Consider the following 19441-nt stretch of genomic DNA (forward strand, 5'->3'; position numbering starts at 1 on the left):
CCAGCAGACAAGGAAGACCCGTGACTGAAGAACGTTTGAGCAGTCTTGACGGCGGCGGCCTTTTCCCCAGGCTGCAGCAACGTTACAGCCTCCGTGCCAATCCTCTGGAGATGGAAACCCCGTTTTTCCCGGATGCCATGCGCCATCACGCTCTGGAGGCATTGCGTCACCTCTGCGGCTTCGGCGATATGGCTCTGTTATTGACTGGTGCCGCCGGAGCGGGCAAAACCCGGATACTGGCTGAGCTGGTGCGCAGCGAATCGTCCAGGCTTGATTTTCACCGGATACCTGCCGCAGCGTTGACCAGCACCCAGGCACTTGCCCGAGACCTGAAAGTGGTCGCCCGTTCCAACCTCGGCCCGGAAGACAGTCCTCGCAACCTTATTTATCACTTTTTCAGGTGGTCGGAATCCCGGGTTCGAAAGGGGCAGCGCATGGTCCTTCTGATTGACGATGCGGATCGGGCGCCGACGGAGTTGCTCCGGCTGATTCTGTCGGCCTATCTGGCTTCAGAGCGCGGCTCTTCAGCAGTTCCGGTGTTTGCGGGTACAGATAACCTGGTGCAGATGCTCGGTCTTGATGACGCCAGCACAAACGTCCACCAGATACACCTCCGGCCTCTGACAAAAGACGAGATCGTTGCCTACCTTGAGCCAAGAGTTCATGCTGCCGGCGGTAAGACGGGCGAACTTCTCAGTCCGGCCAGGGTTTCTAAAATCCATGCGCTAAGCCAGGGGAGTTTTGCAAGACTCAAGCGGGTAACTCCGGGCGTCTGGCTGGATATGGTGGCCTCTCCGAGCGCAAGTCGCCCCCGGACAGTGCCCTGGAAACGGTTTCTGTGGCCGGGGCTTGCCCTTATTCTGCTTGCGGGCTCCTGGTGGTTCGTGTCCCGCCAGTATGATGAGGCGGTGACCGAAGAGGCTGTGAAAGCACCGGAACCGGTCAGAAAGAGCATCACTATTGGGCCGGAGACTGAGAGTTCCGAACCATCCCCGGATGAGCCTGCCGGAGAGCCTGAAATACTGTTGACAGAGCCAGTAACGGAACCGGAGGCTATCCAGCCAGAGCCAGAGCCAGAGCCAGAGCCAGAGCCAGAGCCAGAGCCAGGGTTTACTCCAGCCGACCCGGAGCATTTTGCTGCTATTGACCAGATTCGGGCACGTGGAGGCTGGACCATTCAGCTCGTCGCCGGCAATCTGGAGCAGACTGCACTGAATGTCATATCCAGCTATTCAGAGCTTGGTGATTTGGTGTATACCCGGGGAGAAAGGCAGGGTCAGCCTTGGTTTATGGTATTCTATGGAGAGTTCCCGACCCGGGAGGCGGCGAATGCGGCAGCATCCGGTTTGCCCGAAGAGCTGACTTCCAGCTCACCCTGGGTGCGTCCGGTCGACAATTTATAATGGCACCATTTCTGGCGCTAACTTGTTGTTCCGTAACCTTGTCGATTGGTAATTCCGGTCGCGGCTTCCCACAATAATTCCACGCCGATTTGAGTACGTATTTCTACGTGTGTAAAATGGCCAGCCCCCATTTTCAGTGTCAAAGGGTGGTTGTATGGCTACGCGCCAACTAACCCTCTGATTGAAAAGCATTTCTATGTGAGATAACGCTTATGATGACAGGTTTGTATCATCCCGATGAATTCAGGGACAACTGCGGGTTCGGTCTGATTGCCCATATGAAGGGCGAGGCCAGCCACAAGTTGTTGCAAACTGCCATCGAGTCTCTGACCTGCATGACCCACCGAGGTGGTATCGCTGCAGACGGAAAGACCGGCGATGGTTGTGGCCTTCTGATCCAGAGCCCGGATGGCTTTCTGAAAAAAGCCGCCAAGGCAGCGTTCGGCAAAGAACCAGGCGACCTCTTCGCCGTGGGCCAGGTGTTTCTCAACCCCGATGAAAACAAGGCTGCCGCCGGTCGTGCGGCCATTGAAAAGCGTTTAACCGAACAGGGCCTGGAAATCCTCGGCTGGCGTGACGTGCCGGTGGATGATAGCTGCCTGGGACCCATGGCATTGGATTGCCTGCCCCGCATTGAACAGGTTTTTGTGGTACCTGCCGACAAGGCAGAGCGTGATTTTGCGATCAGCTTGTTCGTGGGTCGCCGACACGCCGAAAGCGATATGGCCGACGATCCGGAATTCTATATCTGCAGCCTGTCCCACCGCACCCTGGCCTACAAGGGCCTGATGATGCCGGCGGACCTGGCAAACTTCTACAAGGATCTGGGAGACCCGGATCTTGAGACCGCGATCTGTGTATTCCACCAGCGGTTCTCCACCAACACCATGCCACGTTGGCCGCTGGCCCAGCCATTCCGGTATCTGGCTCACAACGGTGAGATCAATACCATTGACGGTAACCGCAACTGGGCCATCGCCCGGGCCGCCAAGTTCAGTTCACCGGAACTTCCCGATCTGCAGACTCTGCAGCCGCTGGTGAATCTCACCGGTTCCGACTCCTCGAGCATGGACAACATGCTCGAGGTGCTGCTTGCCGGTGGCGTCGACCTGTTCCGCGCTGTTCGCATGATGATTCCGCCGGCCTGGCAGAATGTCGACAGCATGGACTCGGAGCTGCGAGCCTTCTATGAATACAACTCCATGCATATGGAGCCCTGGGATGGGCCGGCTGGCCTGGTCATGTCCGACGGTCGCTATGCGGTCTGCATGCTGGACCGAAACGGCCTGCGTCCGGCCCGGTGGGTCATTACCAAGGATGATTTCATCACTTTGGCATCGGAGATCGGTACATACGGCTATCAGCCGGATGACGTGGTTGCCAAAGGGCGTGTCGGGCCGGGACAGATGCTGGCAATCGACACCGAATCCGGTGAAGTGCTGCACACCAAGGACATTGATCAGCGCCTGAAGACGGCGCAGCCATACAAGCGCTGGCTTCGTGAGAACGCGCTGCGCGTGGAAACCACGCTGAACCAGGATACTCCGGATTTCAGGTTGATGGACTCCGACGAACTTCTGGTGCACCAGAAGATGTTCATGGTGTCCTTCGAAGAGCGTGACCAGGTCTTGCGCCCGCTGGCGGAGAACGGCCAGGAAGCGGTCGGCTCCATGGGTGACGATACTCCCATGGCCGTGCTTTCAAGCAAAGTCCGCCACGTTGCTGACTATTTCCGTCAGAAGTTCGCCCAGGTGACCAATCCGGCGATCGACCCTCTGCGTGAGGCGATTGTCATGTCCCTGGAGACCTGTCTTGGGGCGGAGCGTAACGTGTTCGAGGAAACCGCCGATCACGCGGATCGCATCATCCTGACCACGCCTGTGCTGTCTCCGGCCAAGTTCCTGAAGATTGCCAACAACGACCGCCCCGGGTTCGAGGTGGCTCGTATCTCCATGAGCTACCGTCCGGAGCAGGGGCTGGAGCAGGCGATTCGTCAGGTTTGTGAGGAAGCGGAACAGGCCGTCCGGGATGGCAAGGTTCTGCTGATTCTCACCGATAAAGATCTGAAGGAGGGTGAGCTGCCGGTCAACGCCCTGATGGCAACCGGTGCGGTCCACCACCACCTGGTCAAGAAAGGTTTGCGCTGCGATTCCAACATCATTGTTGAGACCGGTTGGGCTCGCGATCCCCATCATTTCGCTGTGCTTTTCGGTTTTGGTGCGACGGCGGTCTATCCGTACCTTGCCTATCAGGTTCTGAACGATCTGATTCGTACCGGCGAGCTGCTGATGGATCCGATCGATGCCAAGAACAACTACCGGAAGGGCATCAACAAGGGGCTGCTGAAGATACTTTCTAAGATGGGTATTTCGACCATCACGTCCTACCGTGGCGCCCAGCTGTTTGAGGCGATCGGTCTGGCAGATGATGTTGTTGACCTGTGCTTCAAGGGTGTACCAAGCAGGATCCAGGGTGCAGGGTTCTTCGACTTCCAGCAGGACCAGGAGCAACTGGCCTCCGTAGCCTGGAAGCCGCGCAAGCCCATTGTCCAGGGTGGTCTGCTGAAGTACGTCCATGGCCAGGAATACCATGCATTTAACCCGGATGTAGTTGGCAAACTGCAAGAAGCGGTAACCAGTGGCGACTATGGTCACTACAAAGAGTACGCTGGTCTGGTCAACGAGCGTCCGGTAGCAACCCTGCGGGATCTGCTGGGCTTCCGGAAAGATCTCAAAGAGATTGATCTGGCCGAGGTTGAGCCGGCAGAAAACATCTTCCCGCGCTTTGATTCGGCGGCCATGTCCCTGGGTGCTCTGTCTCCAGAGGCCCATGAGGCTCTGGCGGTCGCCATGAACACCCTGGGGGGACGCTCGAACTCCGGCGAGGGTGGCGAAGATCCCGCTCGTTATGGCACTGAAAAGCGTTCCAAGATCAAGCAGGTGGCCTCCGGGCGTTTCGGCGTTACAGCCGAGTACCTGCGCAGCGCTGATGTCATGCAGATCAAGGTTGCCCAGGGCGCGAAGCCCGGTGAGGGTGGCCAGCTGCCCGGTGGCAAGGTCAATGATCTGATTGCCCGTCTGCGTTATTCGGTGCCCGGCGTGACCCTGATTTCACCGCCGCCGCACCACGATATCTACTCCATCGAGGATCTGGCCCAGCTGATTTTTGACCTCAAACAGGTCAATCCCCAGGCTCTGGTGTCTGTGAAACTGGTCTCCGAGCCAGGTGTCGGTACGATCGCGGCGGGTGTGGCCAAGGCTTACGCCGACCTTATTACCGTATCTGGCTACGATGGTGGTACGGCAGCAAGTCCGCTGACCTCTATTCGCTACGCTGGTTCTCCCTGGGAGCTCGGGCTGACCGAAACCCAGCAGGCCCTGAGGGCCAACGATCTGCGGGGCAAAATCCGTCTGCAGACTGATGGCGGCATCAAGACCGGTCTGGATGTAGTGAAAGGCGCGATCCTAGGTGCCGAGAGTTTTGGTTTCGGTACCACGCCGATGGTGGCGTTGGGCTGTAAATACCTCCGTATCTGTCACCTGAATAACTGCGCGACCGGTGTGGCTACCCAGAACGATCACCTCCGTGAAGAGCACTTCAAGGGCACGGTGGAAATGGCCATGAATTTCTTCCGCTTCGTGGCTGAAGAAACCCGCGAGTGGATGGCGAAGCTGGGCGTGCGCAGCCTTGAAGAACTAGTCGGCCGCGTTGATCTGCTGGAGCGCTTGCCGGGCGATACCGAGCGCCAGAAGAAGCTGGATCTCAGCCGCCTGCTGTCCAACGATCATATTCCCGCGGACAAGCCGCAGACCTGTCAGGTGGAGCGGAATCACCCGTTCGATGAGGGTAAGCTCGCGGAACAGATGGTTCAGGATACAGCCGCGGCGATCAAGGAAAAGAGCGGTGGTGCCTGGTCCTATCGGGTAACCAACTGCGACCGCTCCATCGGTGCCCGCCTGTCTGGCGAAATTGCCCAGATCCATGGTAACCAGGGTATGGTCGATGCACCGATCACTCTGGATCTGACCGGTACGGCCGGCCAGAGCTTTGGTGTCTGGAACGTGGGTGGTCTCAACCTGATCCTTGAAGGGGATGCCAACGATTACGTTGGTAAGGGCATGACCGGTGGCAAGCTGGTGGTTAAGCCGCCCCGCGGCAGCGCTTTCAAGACGCAGGAAACCTCCATTGTTGGCAACACTTGCCTGTACGGTGCGACGGGCGGCAAGCTCTTCGCGGCAGGAACGGCAGGTGAACGCTTTGCGGTCCGCAACTCCGGCGCCCATGCGGTTGTGGAAGGCGCGGGTGACCACTGCTGTGAGTACATGACGGGTGGTCTGGTGACCGTTCTTGGCTCAACGGGGCACAATTTCGGCGCTGGTATGACCGGTGGCTTTGCCTATGTGATGGATCTCAACAACACATTCGTGGACAAGTACAACCACGAGCTGGTGGAGATTCAGCGGATTTCCAGCGAAGACATGGAGTCCTACCGTAACCATCTGCGCGGCGTTATCCGGGAGCATATTTCGGAAACCGGCAGCGAGTGGGCAGAGCACATTCTTGAGAATTTCGACGACTACATCGGCCGTTTCTGGCTGGTGAAACCTAAGGCCGCCAATTTGCGCAGCCTGCTGGCCAGCACCCGGGCGCGTCCGGAATAAGAGGCTACGAGGGTTTGGGGGCGCGCAGCCTGACTGCCGCCCTTGTCGAAATCGAGTTGATGAGAGCATCCTGATGAAAGAACGACTGAGTAACGACTTCCAGTTTGTCGAAGTAGGGCGGGTCGACCCGAAGAAGGTCCCGGCCAGGAAGCGGAAGAAAGAGTTTGGTGAAATCTACCACCCTTTCACGGCGGATAATGCGGCGTCCCAGTCCCACCGCTGTCTTGAGTGTGGTAACCCGTATTGTGAATGGAAGTGCCCGGTTCACAACTACATCCCGAACTGGCTCAAGCTGGTTTCCGAAGGCAACATCATGCGAGCCGTTGAGTTGTGTCACCAGACCAACTCCTTGCCTGAGGTTTGCGGTCGCGTTTGTCCGCAGGATCGCCTGTGTGAAGGTGCCTGTACGCTGAACGACGGTTATGGTGCGGTCACCATCGGGTCTGTTGAGAAATACATTACCGACACCGCTTTTGCCCTGGGCTGGAAACCCGATATGTCCGCAGTGAAGTGGACCGATAAAAAGGTTGCCGTCATCGGCGCCGGCCCTGCCGGGCTGGGGTGCGCGGACGTCCTGGTTCGCAACGGCGTCAAGCCGGTTGTATTCGATATCTATCCGGAAATCGGTGGTCTGCTAACGTTCGGTATCCCCGAGTTCAAGTTGGAAAAGTCGGTCATGACCCGTCGCCGCAAGGTGTTCGAGGAAATGGGCGTGGAATTCCGCCTGTCTACCGAGGTGGGCAAGGACGTTCAGCTGCAGGATATCATTGACGAGTACGATGCCGTTTTCATGGGCATGGGCACCTACACCTACATGAAAGGTGGTTTCCCGGGAGAGAACCTGCCGGGCGTTTACGATGCACTGCCGTTCCTGGTATCCAACGTTAACCGTCGTCTGGGCTTCGAGAAAGACGAAGCGGACTTCATTGACATGAAAGGCAAACGGGTGGTTGTTCTGGGTGGCGGTGATACAGCCATGGACTGCAATCGCACGTCGATCCGTCAACAGGCCGAGAGCGTTACCTGTGCCTACCGCCGTGACGAGGCCAACATGCCGGGCTCCCGGAAGGAAGTGGCCAACGCCAAGGAAGAGGGCGTTAAGTTCTTCTTCAACCGTCAGCCTATTGCCATCATTGGCGAAGACCGGGTTGAAGGTGTGAAAGTGGTCCAGACCCGACTGGGCGATCCTGATGAAAATGGCCGTCGCCGTCCGGAAGTGGTTCCGGGCAGTGAGGAAGTTATTCCCGCCGATGCGGTTCTGGTGGCCTTCGGGTTCCGTCCGAGTCCAGCCGACTGGTTTGATGAGGTGAAGGTGAATACCGACGATTCGGGCCGGGTAACGGCGCCGGAAGAGTCCGAGTTCATGTTCCAGACCAGCAACGAGAAAATCTTCGCGGGCGGGGACATGGTCCGTGGTTCGGATCTGGTCGTAACCGCTATCTGGGAAGGTCGTCAGGCTGCCGAAGGTATCATGGATTACCTGGATATCTGATTGCAGGATTGATCCTGATCAGAAGGGCGGTTTCCTAAGGGAAAGCCGCCCTTTTTTATTCCCGCAAACCGGGTATTATGGCTCCCCATTCCATTTTTCCCTTTGTACAGAACACGCTGGATTTCCTATGACCGAGCTGAAGAATGACCGTTTCCTGCGCGCCCTGATGCGCCAGCCCGTGGACCGCACACCGGTTTGGATGATGCGCCAGGCAGGGCGATACTTGCCGGAATACCGTGCAACAAGGGCAAAGGCCGGGGACTTTCTTAGCTTGTGCAAGAACACGCCGTTGGCCTGTGAAGTGACGCTTCAGCCCCTGGAGCGCTTCCCGCTGGATGCGGCCATCCTGTTTTCAGATATTCTGACCATTCCGGATGCATTGGGTCTCGGCCTGTACTTCGAAACGGGCGAGGGCCCAAAATTCCGGAACACGATCCGCTCCGAGGCTGATGTTGCTGCTCTGCCGAAGATCAACGCTGAGGTGGACCTGGATTACGTCATGAACGCGGTTTCTACCATCCGGGGTGCCTTGAATGGCAGCGTTCCCTTGATCGGCTTCTCCGGCAGCCCGTGGACCCTCGCCACCTATATGATTGAAGGCGGCTCTTCCAAGGATTTCAGGGAGGCGAAGAAGCTCATGTACGGCCAGCCGGAGGTTATGCACCGCTTGCTGGACCATCTGGCCGACGCGGTCATTGATTACCTCAATGGCCAGATCAAGGTCGGTGCCCAGGCCGTTCAGATTTTCGATACCTGGGGTGGCGTTTTGAGCAGCTGGGCGTATGAGGAGTTCTCGCTTCGCTACATGAAGAAGATCGTCGATGGCCTGATTCGCGAGAGCGATGGTCGCCGGGTACCGGTGATTCTGTTTACCAAGAACGGCGGTCAGTGGCTGGAATCCATAGCCGATTCCGGCGCGGATGCCGTTGGGCTGGACTGGACCACTGACATCGGCAATGCCCGCGCTCGCATTGGCGACCGGGTTGCCCTCCAGGGCAACATGGATCCGGCCATGCTGTATGCGCCGCCCGAGCGGATTCGTAAGGAAGTGGCCGATATCCTGAGGCGCTTCGGTTCCGGCAATGGGCATATCTTCAATCTCGGGCACGGCATTACGCCGGATGTGGATCCGGAGCATGCCAGGGCGTTTATTGAAGCCGTCGTTGAATTGAGCCCGGACTATCACCGTTAAGACTGCACGCCAGTAGGTCGGGTTAAGCACGCATAGCGTGCTTAACCCGACTAGTTCCGCACAACCCAAAACTCCTCTGGATGCATTCTTCTGTACGGTCTATAGTCAGGTAAAACAAGACTGGTAAACAGGAGTAACCACTTGCCCACCAAGACTCCCGAAAAACGCCGATTCCACCGGATCGATTTCGACGCGCCCTGCGAGCTGCATTGCCTGGAAGCTGTCTGGAAGACCGAGGTGCTGGATATTTCTTTGAAGGGCGTTCTGGTAAAGCGCCCGGAAGGTTGGGGCGTACCGTTAAAGCAGCCCTGTGAAGTGATTATTCACCTTAATGATCACGAGGCAGGTATTGTGATGGCAGTGGAGCTTCGGCATATAGAGCCGCACAGGCTTGGTTTTAAATGCCAGTACATTGACCTCGACAGCGCGACCCACCTCAAGCGCCTCGTTGAGCTCAACCTGGGAGACCAGGCGTTGCTCGAACGAGAGTTCGCGCATCTTATCGACTAGATCCCTCTAAAGTTCCTCAAGAGCCGTGAGCGCATCACTGAGCTTGGTTACCGGAATCACCTTCATGCCCTCAATCGTCTTACGCGGGGCATTGGATTTTGGCACCAGGGCCCGGGTGAAACCGTGTTTGGCGGCTTCGTAAATTCGTTCCTGGCCGCTGGGTACCGGGCGAATCTCTCCGGAGAGGCCGACTTCGCCGAAGATCACCAGGTCTTGGGGAAGGGCGCGGTCGCGGAAGGAGGAAACAATCGCGGCCAGCAACGCCAAATCGGCGCTGGTTTCGTTTACCTTCACGCCGCCGACCACGTTTACGAAGACATCCTGGTCGGACACGTGCATACCGCCATGACGGTGTAAAACGGCGAGGAGCATGGCCAGCCGGTTCTGATCGAGGCCGACCGCGACCCGTCTCGGGTAACCGCCCTGAGCCATGTCCACCAGAGCCTGGATTTCCACCAGCATGGGGCGGGTGCCTTCCCAGACGACCATCACCACGCTTCCCGGAGCCGCCTCTTCGCCGCGGTTCAGGAAGATTGCGCTGGGGTTCTTCACTTCCTTAAGACCCTGTTCCAGCATCGCGAAGACGCCCAGCTCATTGACCGCACCAAACCGGTTCTTGATGCCGCGCAGGGTTCGATAACGGCTGTCGCTGGAACCTTCCAGCAGGATTGAACAGTCGATCATGTGTTCCAGGACTTTCGGGCCCGCCAGGCTGCCGTCTTTGGTGACGTGGCCGACCAGGAACAGGATGGTGCCGGTCTGCTTGGCGAAACGGGTCAGGTAGGCTGCGCTTTCCCGCACCTGGGAGACGCTGCCAGGTGCGGACTCGATATCCGCCATGTGCATCACCTGAATACTGTCTACCACCAGAATTCGGGGTTTTTCCGCTTCGGCCACCTGCATGACTCGCTCGACACTGGTTTCGGACAGCATCTTCAGGTCTTGGGTCGGCAGGCCCAGACGTTTGGCGCGCATGGCAACCTGCTGAAGCGATTCCTCACCGGTGACATACAGTGCGGGGACGCTGGCTGCAAGATGGCAGACGGCCTGGAGCAGAAGCGTGCTTTTGCCCGCGCCCGGGTGGCCGCCCATCAGAACAGCCGACCCCTCGACGAGACCTCCGCCCAGAACCCGATCAAACTCCTGCATGCCGGAGCTGATGCGTGGCTGCTCTGCCAGGCTGACGTCGTCCAGGCTCTGAACTTCGGATAGGCTGCCGGCGAATCCCTCAAAGCGGGCACCGCGGACGCCTTTGCTGTTGCTGCTGACGCCGCGGACTTCGCTGACGGTATTCCAGGCCTGGCACGCCGTGCACTGGCCCTGCCATTTGGAGTAGTCCGCACCACATTCGGTGCAGACAAAGGCGGTTTTGGGTTTGGCCATGGGGTTGTTGCTACCTTCCGGGTTGGCTGTCGGATTACGGCTGCGCCTAATCCGACCTACGCGGGATATATCTCAGTTCAGGGCAATACGTAGGTCGGATTAGGCCCGCAGGGCCGTAATCCGACACAGGGCCTTACGCAAGCTTCTTGTACTTCATGCGCTGGGGCTGCATGGCAGAGTCACCCTTGCGCTTCTTGAAGTCCTCATCGTACTCCGTGAAGTTGCCCTCAAAGTACACGACCTCGCCATCATCTTCGAATGCAAGGATATGGCTGGCTACACGGTCGAGGAACCAGCGGTCGTGCGAGATAACCAGGGCGGAGCCCGGGAAGTTCAGCAGGGCTTCTTCCAGGGCGCGGAGGGTTTCCACGTCCAGATCGTTGGTTGGCTCATCCAGCAGCAGCACGTTGCCGCCCTGTTTCAGCAGTTTGGCCAGGTGCAGGCGGTTGCGCTCACCGCCGGACAGGTCGCCAACCCGTTTCTGCTGGTCGCTGCCCTTGAAGTTGAAGCGGCCCACGTAGGCTCGGGAGGGCGTCTCGTAGTTGCCAACCTTGATGATGTCATTGCCGTCGGAGAGTTCCTCCCAGACGGTTTTGCTGCCGTCCAGGTCGCGCATCTGGTCCACGTAGGCCAGTTCCACGGTTTCGCCGACGGTAATGTCACCGGAGTCAGGCTTGTCAAAACCTGCGATCATCTTGAACAGGGTGGATTTGCCGGCCCCGTTACCACCGATAATACCCACAATGGCGCCGGGCGGTACGCTGAAGGACACATCTTCATACAGCAGGCGGTCACCGAAGGACTTGCTGATGCCTTCCACCTCGATCACCTTGTTGCCAAGGCGTGGTCCGGGCGGAATGTAGAGCTCGTTGGTTTCGTTGCGCTTCTGGAATTCCTGTGAGCTCATCTCCTCAAAGCGGGCCAGACGGGCCTTGCTCTTGGACTGGCGGCCTTTGGCGTTACTGCGCACCCACTCCAGTTCCTGTTTGATGGCTTTCTGGTGAGAGGCTTCCTGTTTGGATTCCATCTCCAGGCGCTTTTCCTTGTTCTCCAGCCACTGGCTGTAGTTGCCTTCGAACGGAATGCCATGGCCGCGGTCCAGCTCCAGGATCCAGCCGGCGACATTATCGAGGAAGTACCGGTCGTGAGTGATGGCGACCACGGTGCCTTCGTAGTCGTGCAGGAATCGCTCCAGCCAGGCCACGGATTCGGCATCCAGATGGTTGGTAGGCTCGTCCAGCAGCAGCATGTCCGGGCCGGACAGCAGCAGGCGGCACAGGGCCACCCGGCGGCGTTCACCACCGGAAAGAACGCTGACTTTCTGATCCCAGGGTGGAAGGCGCAGTGCGTCCGCGGCAACTTCCATCTTGCGTTCAATATCGTGGCCGTCGGTGGCCTGGATATAAGCCTCCAGTTCGCCCTGCTTCTTGGCCAGGGCGTCAAAGTCGGCATCCGGTTCGGCGTAGGCTGCGTACACCTGGTCCAATTCGGCCAGGGCGTCATGCACACCGGAAACCGACTCATCCACGATTTCCTTGACGGTTTTCTCTTCGTCCAGCTCCGGCTCCTGGGGCAGATAGCCTACGTTGATGCCGGGCTGCGGGCGGGCTTCACCGATGTAATCCTGATCCACGCCCGCCATAATGCGGAGCAGGGTGGATTTACCGGCACCGTTGAGGCCCAGAACGCCGATCTTGGCGCCTGGGAAGAAGCTCAATGAGATGTCTTTCAGTATCTCGCGCTTGGGCGGGACCACCTTGCCCACGCGGTTCATGGTGTAAACGTATTGGGCCATGTTGGCGTACACCTCTTGATATAACAGGTTCGTGAATTCGGAAACTGATGGCTCGGGCGGCGGGGCTGGCCTTCCTGGATACGCTGTAAATACGTCCATGTAAGCTCGACAAAATCATCCCTGATTTTGACGATCCCGGAAGGCCAGCCCCGCCGCCCTTGATCGGACTGATTGCTATTGAACCGGTAAGGTATCGAAACCTACCTTTGATAGCAATTGAGCAGAAACCGGAGTTGGCCGCATGCCGGTATCTGCGGACGGTATAAAGGATGATTTTTCACCCGTTTGTAAGATAGAATAGCGGCCCAATTTTTCAGGGAGCCTGCGGAGATCGCCAAAGCTCTCCGGGCCAGCCAAGCACACAGGGGCAGCGCATCCATGTTTAATCGTGAAATGAAAATCGCCGGGTTTGACGACGAACTCTGGAACGCCATGCAGGCGGAAGAGAAGCGTCAGGAAGCTCACATCGAGCTGATCGCGTCGGAGAACTACACCAGCCCAAGGGTGATGGAAGCTCAGGGCAGCGTGCTGACCAACAAATATGCGGAAGGCTATCCTGGCAAGCGCTACTACGGCGGCTGCGAGTTCGTGGATATTGCCGAAGATCTGGCGATTGAGCGTGCCAAGGAGCTGTTTGGTGCTGCTTATGCCAACGTCCAGCCGCATTCCGGCTCCCAGGCTAACTCCGCTGTGTTCATGGCACTGCTCAAGCCCGGTGATACCGTGCTCGGTATGAGCCTGGCGCATGGTGGTCACCTGACCCACGGTGCAAGCGTGAACTTTTCCGGCAAGATCTATCACGCCGTGCAGTATGGTCTGAACCCGGAAACCGGCCTGATTGATTACGACGAAGTGGAAGCCCTGGCGGTTGAGCACAAGCCGAAGATGATCATTGCCGGCTTCTCCGCTTATTCCCAGGAGCTGGATTTCGCCCGCTTCCGCGAGATTGCCGACAAGGTTGGTGCCTACCTGTTTGTGGATATGGCTCATGTGGCTGGCCTCGTTGCTGCCGGCGTCTACCCGGATCCGGTTCCTCATGCTCACGTGATCGCAACCACCACCCACAAGACCCTGCGCGGTCCCCGTGGTGGCCTGATCCTGGCCTGTGACGACGCCGACCTGCAAAAGAAACTGAACTCTGCCGTCTTCCCCGGCGGCCAGGGCGGCCCGTTGATGCACGTGATAGCCGCCAAGGCTGTGTGTTTCAAGGAAGCCATGAGTGACGAGTTCAAGACCTACCAGCAGCAGGTTGTGAAGAACGCCTCTGCCATGGCTCAGGTGTTCGTTGACCGTGGTTATGACGTGGTTTCCGGTGGCACCAAGAACCACCTGTTCCTGGTCAGCCTCATCAAACAGGACATAACCGGTAAAGATGCGGATGCGGCACTGGGCCGTGCCCACATCACCGTGAACAAGAACGCGGTTCCCAATGATCCCCGGTCTCCGTTCGTTACTTCCGGTCTTCGTATTGGTACCCCGGCGATCACCACACGCGGTTTCGGCGAATCCGAGTGTCGTGACCTGGCCGGCTGGATCTGCGATATCCTCGATAACCTGGACGATGACGCGGTCAACAGCCGGGTTCGTGAGCAGGTGAGTGCGCTCTGCGCCCGTTTCCCTGTCTACGGCTAATCGTTTTATAGCTAGACTACAGGCATGACCCGCCGGGCCGATCAGTTGGCCCGGCTTCCTCCTCGGAGTTCCTGACTATGCATTGTCCCTTCTGTGGTGAAGCAGATACCAAGGTGATTGACTCCCGGCTTGTGGCCGAGGGTGATCAGGTGCGTCGCCGCAGGGAATGCCTGTCCTGTCGGGAAAGGTTCACGACCTTCGAATCTGCCGAGCTGGTGATGCCGCGGGTGGTCAAGCAGGATGGTACCCGGCAGCCGTTTGATGAAGAAAAGCTGCGTGCGGGGCTGATGAAAGCGCTGGAAAAGCGGCCGGTGAGCATCGAGCAGATTGATGCGGCCCTGAACCGGATCAAATACCGTTTGCGGGCGACCGGCGAGCGGGAAGTGAAATCCATGCAACTGGGCGAGGAGGTAATGACCGAGTTGCGTCAGTTGGACAAGGTTGCCTATGTCCGCTTCGCTTCGGTGTATCGCAGCTTCCAGGATATTAACGAATTCAAGGAAGAGATTGAGAGGTTGTCGGCCAGCAACGGTGAGGCGGCTGTGGATGTCGCTAAAGCGCTGGCGGATAACCACGCCCCGAAAGGAAAGGCATGATCGAGAACCGCGACAGGGCCATGATGGCGCGGGCTGTCCAGCTTGCCTGGCGCGGTCGGTACTCTACTCATCCTAATCCCCGGGTTGGCTGTGTTATAGCCCGGGGAGATCTGGTGCTCGGTGAAGGCTGGCATGAACGCGCCGGAGAGGCACACGCGGAGATCCGTGCCCTGAGTCAGGCCGGTCCCGATGCCCGGGGCGCGACAGCGTACGTAACACTGGAGCCGTGCAGCCACTTCGGTCGTACGCCACCCTGTGCCAGAGCACTGATTGATGCCGGTATCGCCCATGTGTATGCCGCGACCAAGGATCCGAATCCCTCGGTGTCTGGTCGCGGGCTGGATATGCTTAGGGAAGCGGGTGTCCGGGTTACCGAGGGCTTGCTGGCGGAAGAAGCTATTCGACTGAATCCGGGTTTCATGAAGCGCATGAACACCGGTCGGCCCTGGGTGAGGCTTAAGATGGCTGCAAGCCTTGATGGTCGCACCGCCATGGCCTCCGGCGAAAGCCAGTGGATAACCGGTGCAGAGGCCCGTCGGGATGTTCAGCGCCTGAGAGCGATCAGTGACGCCATCCTGACCGGTGTTGGCACGGTGCTCGCAGATGACCCGTCATTGACGGTCCGTCGCGAGGAGCTGGGCGATATCAGTGACGCGACGGAGCCGTCCAGGCAGCCTCTACGGGTGATCGCCGACCGGGATGCGCGCACGCCGTCTTTGGCGAAGATCCTGCAGGGCGGCAACGTGCAGGTGTTCTGTGCTTCATCAACCCTGGCGACAGCGCCGGCCCAGGATCTGGCTGCGCTTGGCATCAGCCTTACTGGCGTCGCCTGGAAGGATAACGGCATTGATCTGGCCGAACTGCTGGATTCGCTGGGCGAGCTCGGGATCAATGAGCTGCTGGTTGAGGCGGGCCCCACGTTGGCCGGCACCTTTATCAGCGAAAATCTGGTCGATGAACTCTGGCTCTATCAGGCGCCGGTTTTCCTCGGCAGCACGGGGCGTCCGACCGCACACCTGCCGCTGGACACCATGGCAGATAAAGTACAATGGAACGTGCTGGACCGACGTCAGGTAGGTGAGGATCAGCGTCTGATTCTTGCCCGCCGGTAATCCATAAACTCAGGCTGTTCCGGAAGCCAACAATCGCCGGAACGCCGCAAGGGTGCAAAACCATATGGCACTGAACAGCATTGAAGACATCATTGAAGATATCCGTCAGGGCAAGATGGTCATACTGATGGATGACGAGGATCGCGAGAATGAAGGCGATCTCGTGATGGCTGCTGAGCATTGCACGGCCGAAGCCATCAACTTCATGGCCCGGTTTGGTCGTGGCCTGATCTGCATGCCCATGACCCGGGACCGCTGTGAGCAGCTGGGACTGCCGCTGATGGTTCAGCAGAACGCCTCCGGCTTCGGGACCAAGTTTACCCTCTCCATTGAGGCCGCTGTGGGCGTAACTACAGGCATCTCGGCCGCAGACCGAGCCCGTACGGTTCAGGCGGCGGTAGCCCGCAATGCCAAGGCCAGTGATTTGGTCCAGCCCGGCCATATTTTCCCGTTGATGTCTGATCCGGGGGGTGTATTGAGCCGCGCGGGGCACACCGAAGCATCCTGTGATCTTGCGGCACTGGCCGGTTGCGAGCCGGCAGGTGTGATCTGCGAGATCATGAATGACGACGGCTCAATGGCCCGTCGTGAAGATCTGGAGCGGTTCGCCGAAGAGCATGACCTCAAGATCGGCACCATTGCCGATCTGATTCACTACCGCACCATGAACGAGCGCACCGTTGAGTGTGTGGAAGAGAACGACCTGGACACCGAATATGGCGTGTTCAAGCTTCGGACCTATCGTGACAACATCCAGGGAGCGACTCACCTGGCCATGTTGATGGGGGATATTTCCCCCGACGAGCCCGTCTTTGTGCGTGTCCACATAACCGATACCCTTCGGGACCTTCTGGGAGCCCGCCGCAAGGACTCCCGAAGCTGGCCTCTGCATCATGCTCTGGAAAAAGTGGCGGAGGAAGGCAAGGGTGTGGTTGTCCTGCTGAACAGTGCCGAGGACAGCTACAACCTGGAAGACCGGATCCAGGAATTCTTCGACCAGGGTAAAGGCTCCTCTGGCAAGGGCAGTTCCGGCGTTTACTTCACCGTAGGCACTGGTTCCCAGATTCTCCGGGATATTGGTGTTGGCAAAATGCGCCTGTTGAGCCCGCCGATTAAATTCTCGGCTATTTCCGGTTTTGATCTGGAAGTTGTTGAATACGTTCCCTATACCCCTGAATGATAAACCCGGTCGCGGCCCCGACGCCGCGACACGTGAAGGAGCCATCGATGGCAGATATCAGAGTAATTGAAGGTGATTTTACCGAGTGCAGCGGGCGTTATGCGCTCGTAGTCGGTCGTTTTAACGGTTTTGTTGTCGAGAGTCTGGTTGAAGGCGCGCTGGACACACTGCGCCGGCATGGTATTTCCGATGACGACGTCACCATCGTTCGCGTACCTGGGGCCTATGAAATGCCTCTGGCCGTTAAGCGCGTTGCAGAAACCGGTGAGTACGATGCGATTATTGCCCTGGGGGCTGTCATCCGTGGCGGTACACCCCACTTCGAATACGTTGCCGGCGAGGCCTCCAGTGGCCTTGGCGCGGTCAGCCTTGATACCGACGTGCCGGTGACGTTCGGTGTGCTGACGGTGGATTCCATCGAACAGGCCATCGAGCGTTCAGGCACCAAGGCTGGAAACAAGGGCGCGGAAGCGGCGATAACCGCCCTTGAAATGGTCAGCCTGTTCAAGAAGCTGGGTGAGTAATGAGCGAAACTGAAGGTACATCACCGCAGCCGGCCCCGTCCGGCCAACCCAAAGCCGGTGATCGACGCCGTGCCAGGGCCCTGGCGATGCAAGGGCTTTATCAGCGGCATTTCAGCAAGACGGCGATTTCTGACATCGAAGCCGAGTTCATGGTCGACAACGACATGAGCAAGGTCGACCTGCTGTATTTCCGGGATCTGCTCCGTGGCGTACATCGCGAGCAGGGCGAGCTGGACAAGCTGATCGAGCCGTTTCTGGATCGGCCTATTAACGAGGTTGACCCTGTGGAACTGGCCATTGTCCGACTTGGGGCCTATGAACTGAAGCATCGGCTTGATGTGCCCTACAAGGTGGTCATCAACGAAGGCATTGAAATGGCCAAACGCTTCGGTGGCACCGAGGGTCATAAATTCGTCAACAGCATCCTCGACAAGCTGAGCGGCCGACTCCGGCTTGCCGAGACCCGCGCCCGTTAGCCGATGGGCGAGTTCGAACTGATCCGGCGTTATTTTCTGCCGCTGGCCGGGCGGCAGGAATCCCGACCCCTGATTCTGGGTCCCGGGGATGACTGCGCCATTCAGCGGATTCCTGCTGGCCGGGATCTTGTCTTTTCCGTGGATGCTCTCGTGGAGGGTGTCCATTTTCCCCGAAACTATCGTCCCGATTACCTGGGTTGGCGTGCTCTCGCCGCGGCAGCCAGTGATCTTGCTGCCATGGGTGCCGATCCGGAATGTTTCACGCTTGCGCTGACATTGCCGGCTGTGGATGAGCAGTGGCTTGAAGGCTTCTCGAAGGGGCTGAGAAGTGCCAGCGATGCGTTCGGCCTCGAATTGGCCGGCGGGGATACCACCTCCGGGCCCCTAACCCTGAGCCTGCAGGTGCATGGCACAGTGGAGCAGGGTCGCGGGGTTCTACGCTCCGGCGCCCGTCCCGGGGACCTGATTGCCGTGTCGGGAACCCTGGGTAACGCCGGTGCTGCCCTCGACTACCTTTCAGAACCTGATCCCTCCGCTGACATGTTATCGTTGCTGGAGCATTACCACCGTCCCTGGCCCAGGCTGGATCTGGCAAGTTCTATGCGTAGGTACGCAAATGCGGCAATTGATATCTCTGATGGTTTACTGGCTGATCTCGGTCACATTCTTGCCGCTTCGGATGTCGGTGCCCGGATTGAGAGTGCCCGATTGCCTCTTTCGCCTGCTCTGTCAGGGCTTAAAGGCGACAAGGCCGTGAACTATGCGTTGCGTTCAGGCGACGATTACGAACTTTGCCTGTGTTTCTCCCCCGAAAACTGGGATCGCGCCCCGGAATCACTGAAGAGTCAGCTTACCTTGATCGGCTCTGTTGAAGCTGAGCCGGGCCTGTATCTCGACGGTGTCGATTGCAGTTTGGAATCCGTGCCCGCTGGGTTTGACCATTTCAGGAGTGAGTCATGAATCAGGAAGGTCAGCCCCCGGAACCGGAGACGCCGGCAATCATACTGCCGCCGGGCTTTTTGCGGGACCCCGTTCATCTTCTCGCGTTTGGTTTTGGCAGCGGCGCAACTGCGAGGGCACCCGGTACCTGGGGAAGTCTGGCTGCGATCCCGCTCTGGTACGGTTTTGCCTGGTTGCCGCCTGTAGGCTATTGGCTCGTGGTCCTGACTGCTTTTTTTGTCGGTATCTGGCTGTGTGGCAAGACGGCTCAAGATCTCAAGGTTCACGACCATGGCGGCATTGTCTGGGACGAATTCGTCGGGATGTGGATTGCCCTCGGATTGTTCCCCGACAACATCTACGGGGTTCTCGGCGCCTTCGCTCTGTTCCGGTTGTTTGATATTGCCAAGCCCTGGCCCATCAATTGGCTCGACCAGCAGCTGCCTGGCGGGCTGGGTATTATGGTTGACGATGTTATTGCCGGCTTCATGGCGCTGATCTGCCTGTGGGCAGTGGATGTGTGGCTAGTGCCCGTGATGATTTAGA

15 protein-coding genes are annotated in these 19441 nt (G+C 58.4%); 13 read left to right on the forward strand and 2 right to left on the reverse strand.

Annotated features, from left to right (window positions below; all coding sequences use genetic code 11):
* The first annotated feature begins 20 nt into the window (after positions 1-20).
* From FMN52_RS05405 to FMN52_RS05425, 5 genes are all read left to right on the forward strand, one after another.
* The gene (locus tag FMN52_RS05405; RefSeq protein WP_148607641.1) at positions 21-1403 is read left to right on the forward strand and encodes an AAA family ATPase; all 1383 of its coding nucleotides are present in this window, start codon (positions 21-23) and stop codon (positions 1401-1403) included.
* 212 nt (positions 1404-1615) lie between these two features.
* A complete protein-coding gene (gene gltB / locus FMN52_RS05410; RefSeq protein ID WP_148607642.1) occupies positions 1616-6064 on the forward strand; it encodes a glutamate synthase large subunit in 4449 nt (1482 codons plus the stop codon).
* A gap of 73 nt (positions 6065-6137) precedes the next feature.
* Entirely contained in the window at positions 6138-7556 is a 1419-nt protein-coding gene (locus FMN52_RS05415) for an FAD-dependent oxidoreductase (RefSeq protein WP_148607643.1), read from the forward strand.
* Positions 7557-7683: 127 nt separating this feature from the next.
* Positions 7684-8748: a uroporphyrinogen decarboxylase gene (gene hemE, locus FMN52_RS05420; RefSeq protein ID WP_148607644.1), complete on the forward strand. Its 1065-nt coding sequence runs from the start codon at positions 7684-7686 to the stop codon at positions 8746-8748.
* 141 nt (positions 8749-8889) lie between these two features.
* Positions 8890-9258 carry a PilZ domain-containing protein gene (locus FMN52_RS05425; RefSeq protein WP_148607645.1) on the forward strand — a complete coding sequence of 123 codons (369 nt, stop codon included), beginning with the start codon at positions 8890-8892 and terminating at the stop codon, positions 9256-9258.
* 6 nt (positions 9259-9264) lie between these two features.
* Here the strand turns inward: FMN52_RS05425 and radA are convergent, their stop codons facing one another.
* Entirely contained in the window at positions 9265-10641 is a 1377-nt protein-coding gene (radA, locus tag FMN52_RS05430; protein WP_148607646.1) for a DNA repair protein RadA, read from the reverse strand.
* 133 nt (positions 10642-10774) lie between these two features.
* The gene (gene ettA / locus FMN52_RS05435; protein ID WP_148607647.1) at positions 10775-12436 is read right to left on the reverse strand and encodes an energy-dependent translational throttle protein EttA; all 1662 of its coding nucleotides are present in this window, start codon (positions 12434-12436) and stop codon (positions 10775-10777) included.
* 378 nt (positions 12437-12814) lie between these two features.
* Here ettA and glyA point away from each other — a divergent pair, with 378 nt between their 5' ends.
* The 8 genes from glyA (at position 12815) to FMN52_RS05475 (ending at position 19440) form a co-directional block, all read left to right on the forward strand.
* Positions 12815-14068, forward strand: a complete 1254-nt coding sequence (glyA, locus tag FMN52_RS05440) for a serine hydroxymethyltransferase (protein ID WP_148607648.1) — start codon at positions 12815-12817, stop codon at positions 14066-14068.
* A 77-nt stretch (positions 14069-14145) separates the two neighbouring features.
* Positions 14146-14664 carry a transcriptional regulator NrdR gene (nrdR, locus tag FMN52_RS05445; protein WP_008170769.1) on the forward strand — a complete coding sequence of 173 codons (519 nt, stop codon included), beginning with the start codon at positions 14146-14148 and terminating at the stop codon, positions 14662-14664.
* A complete protein-coding gene (gene ribD, locus FMN52_RS05450) occupies positions 14661-15776 on the forward strand; it encodes a bifunctional diaminohydroxyphosphoribosylaminopyrimidine deaminase/5-amino-6-(5-phosphoribosylamino)uracil reductase RibD (RefSeq protein WP_148607649.1) in 1116 nt (371 codons plus the stop codon). The genes nrdR and ribD overlap by 4 nt, the downstream gene beginning before the upstream one ends.
* A 64-nt stretch (positions 15777-15840) precedes the next feature.
* The gene (ribBA, locus tag FMN52_RS05455) at positions 15841-16956 is read left to right on the forward strand and encodes a bifunctional 3,4-dihydroxy-2-butanone-4-phosphate synthase/GTP cyclohydrolase II (protein WP_148607650.1); all 1116 of its coding nucleotides are present in this window, start codon (positions 15841-15843) and stop codon (positions 16954-16956) included.
* Positions 16957-17003: 47 nt separating this feature from the next.
* Positions 17004-17480 carry a 6,7-dimethyl-8-ribityllumazine synthase gene (ribE, locus tag FMN52_RS05460; RefSeq protein ID WP_008170762.1) on the forward strand — a complete coding sequence of 159 codons (477 nt, stop codon included), beginning with the start codon at positions 17004-17006 and terminating at the stop codon, positions 17478-17480.
* Positions 17480-17956, forward strand: coding sequence for a transcription antitermination factor NusB (gene nusB / locus FMN52_RS05465; RefSeq protein ID WP_104323162.1), 477 nt, complete (start codon positions 17480-17482; stop codon positions 17954-17956). Before ribE ends, nusB begins: the two co-directional genes overlap by 1 nt.
* 3 nt (positions 17957-17959) lie before the next feature.
* Positions 17960-18916: a thiamine-phosphate kinase gene (gene thiL, locus FMN52_RS05470; RefSeq protein ID WP_148607651.1), complete on the forward strand. Its 957-nt coding sequence runs from the start codon at positions 17960-17962 to the stop codon at positions 18914-18916.
* On the forward strand, positions 18913-19440 hold the full coding sequence (locus tag FMN52_RS05475) for a phosphatidylglycerophosphatase A (protein ID WP_148607652.1): 528 nt from the start codon (positions 18913-18915) through the stop codon (positions 19438-19440). The genes thiL and FMN52_RS05475 overlap by 4 nt, the downstream gene beginning before the upstream one ends.
* The last annotated feature ends 1 nt before the right edge of the window (position 19441 follow it).

The sequence above is a fragment of the Marinobacter sp. BW6 genome (genome assembly GCF_008107725.1).
In the GTDB taxonomy this organism is placed as follows: Bacteria; Pseudomonadota; Gammaproteobacteria; order Pseudomonadales; family Oleiphilaceae; genus Marinobacter.

Excerpts from the sequence above, each read along its gene's own strand:
- gltB (WP_148607642.1), top strand. The coding sequence starts at position 1,616 with ATGATGACAGGTTTGTATCATCCCGATGAATTCAGGGACAACTGCGGG.
- FMN52_RS05415 (WP_148607643.1), top strand. The coding sequence starts at position 6,138 with ATGAAAGAACGACTGAGTAACGACTTCCAGTTTGTCGAAGTAGGGCGG.
- hemE (WP_148607644.1), top strand. The coding sequence starts at position 7,684 with ATGACCGAGCTGAAGAATGACCGTTTCCTGCGCGCCCTGATGCGCCAG.
- radA (WP_148607646.1), bottom strand. The coding sequence starts at position 10,641 with ATGGCCAAACCCAAAACCGCCTTTGTCTGCACCGAATGTGGTGCGGAC.
- ettA (WP_148607647.1), bottom strand. The coding sequence starts at position 12,436 with ATGGCCCAATACGTTTACACCATGAACCGCGTGGGCAAGGTGGTCCCG.
- glyA (WP_148607648.1), top strand. The coding sequence starts at position 12,815 with ATGTTTAATCGTGAAATGAAAATCGCCGGGTTTGACGACGAACTCTGG.
- nrdR (WP_008170769.1), top strand. The coding sequence starts at position 14,146 with ATGCATTGTCCCTTCTGTGGTGAAGCAGATACCAAGGTGATTGACTCC.
- ribD (WP_148607649.1), top strand. The coding sequence starts at position 14,661 with ATGATCGAGAACCGCGACAGGGCCATGATGGCGCGGGCTGTCCAGCTT.
- ribBA (WP_148607650.1), top strand. The coding sequence starts at position 15,841 with ATGGCACTGAACAGCATTGAAGACATCATTGAAGATATCCGTCAGGGC.
- ribE (WP_008170762.1), top strand. The coding sequence starts at position 17,004 with ATGGCAGATATCAGAGTAATTGAAGGTGATTTTACCGAGTGCAGCGGG.
- nusB (WP_104323162.1), top strand. The coding sequence starts at position 17,480 with ATGAGCGAAACTGAAGGTACATCACCGCAGCCGGCCCCGTCCGGCCAA.
- thiL (WP_148607651.1), top strand. The coding sequence starts at position 17,960 with ATGGGCGAGTTCGAACTGATCCGGCGTTATTTTCTGCCGCTGGCCGGG.
- FMN52_RS05475 (WP_148607652.1), top strand. The coding sequence starts at position 18,913 with ATGAATCAGGAAGGTCAGCCCCCGGAACCGGAGACGCCGGCAATCATA.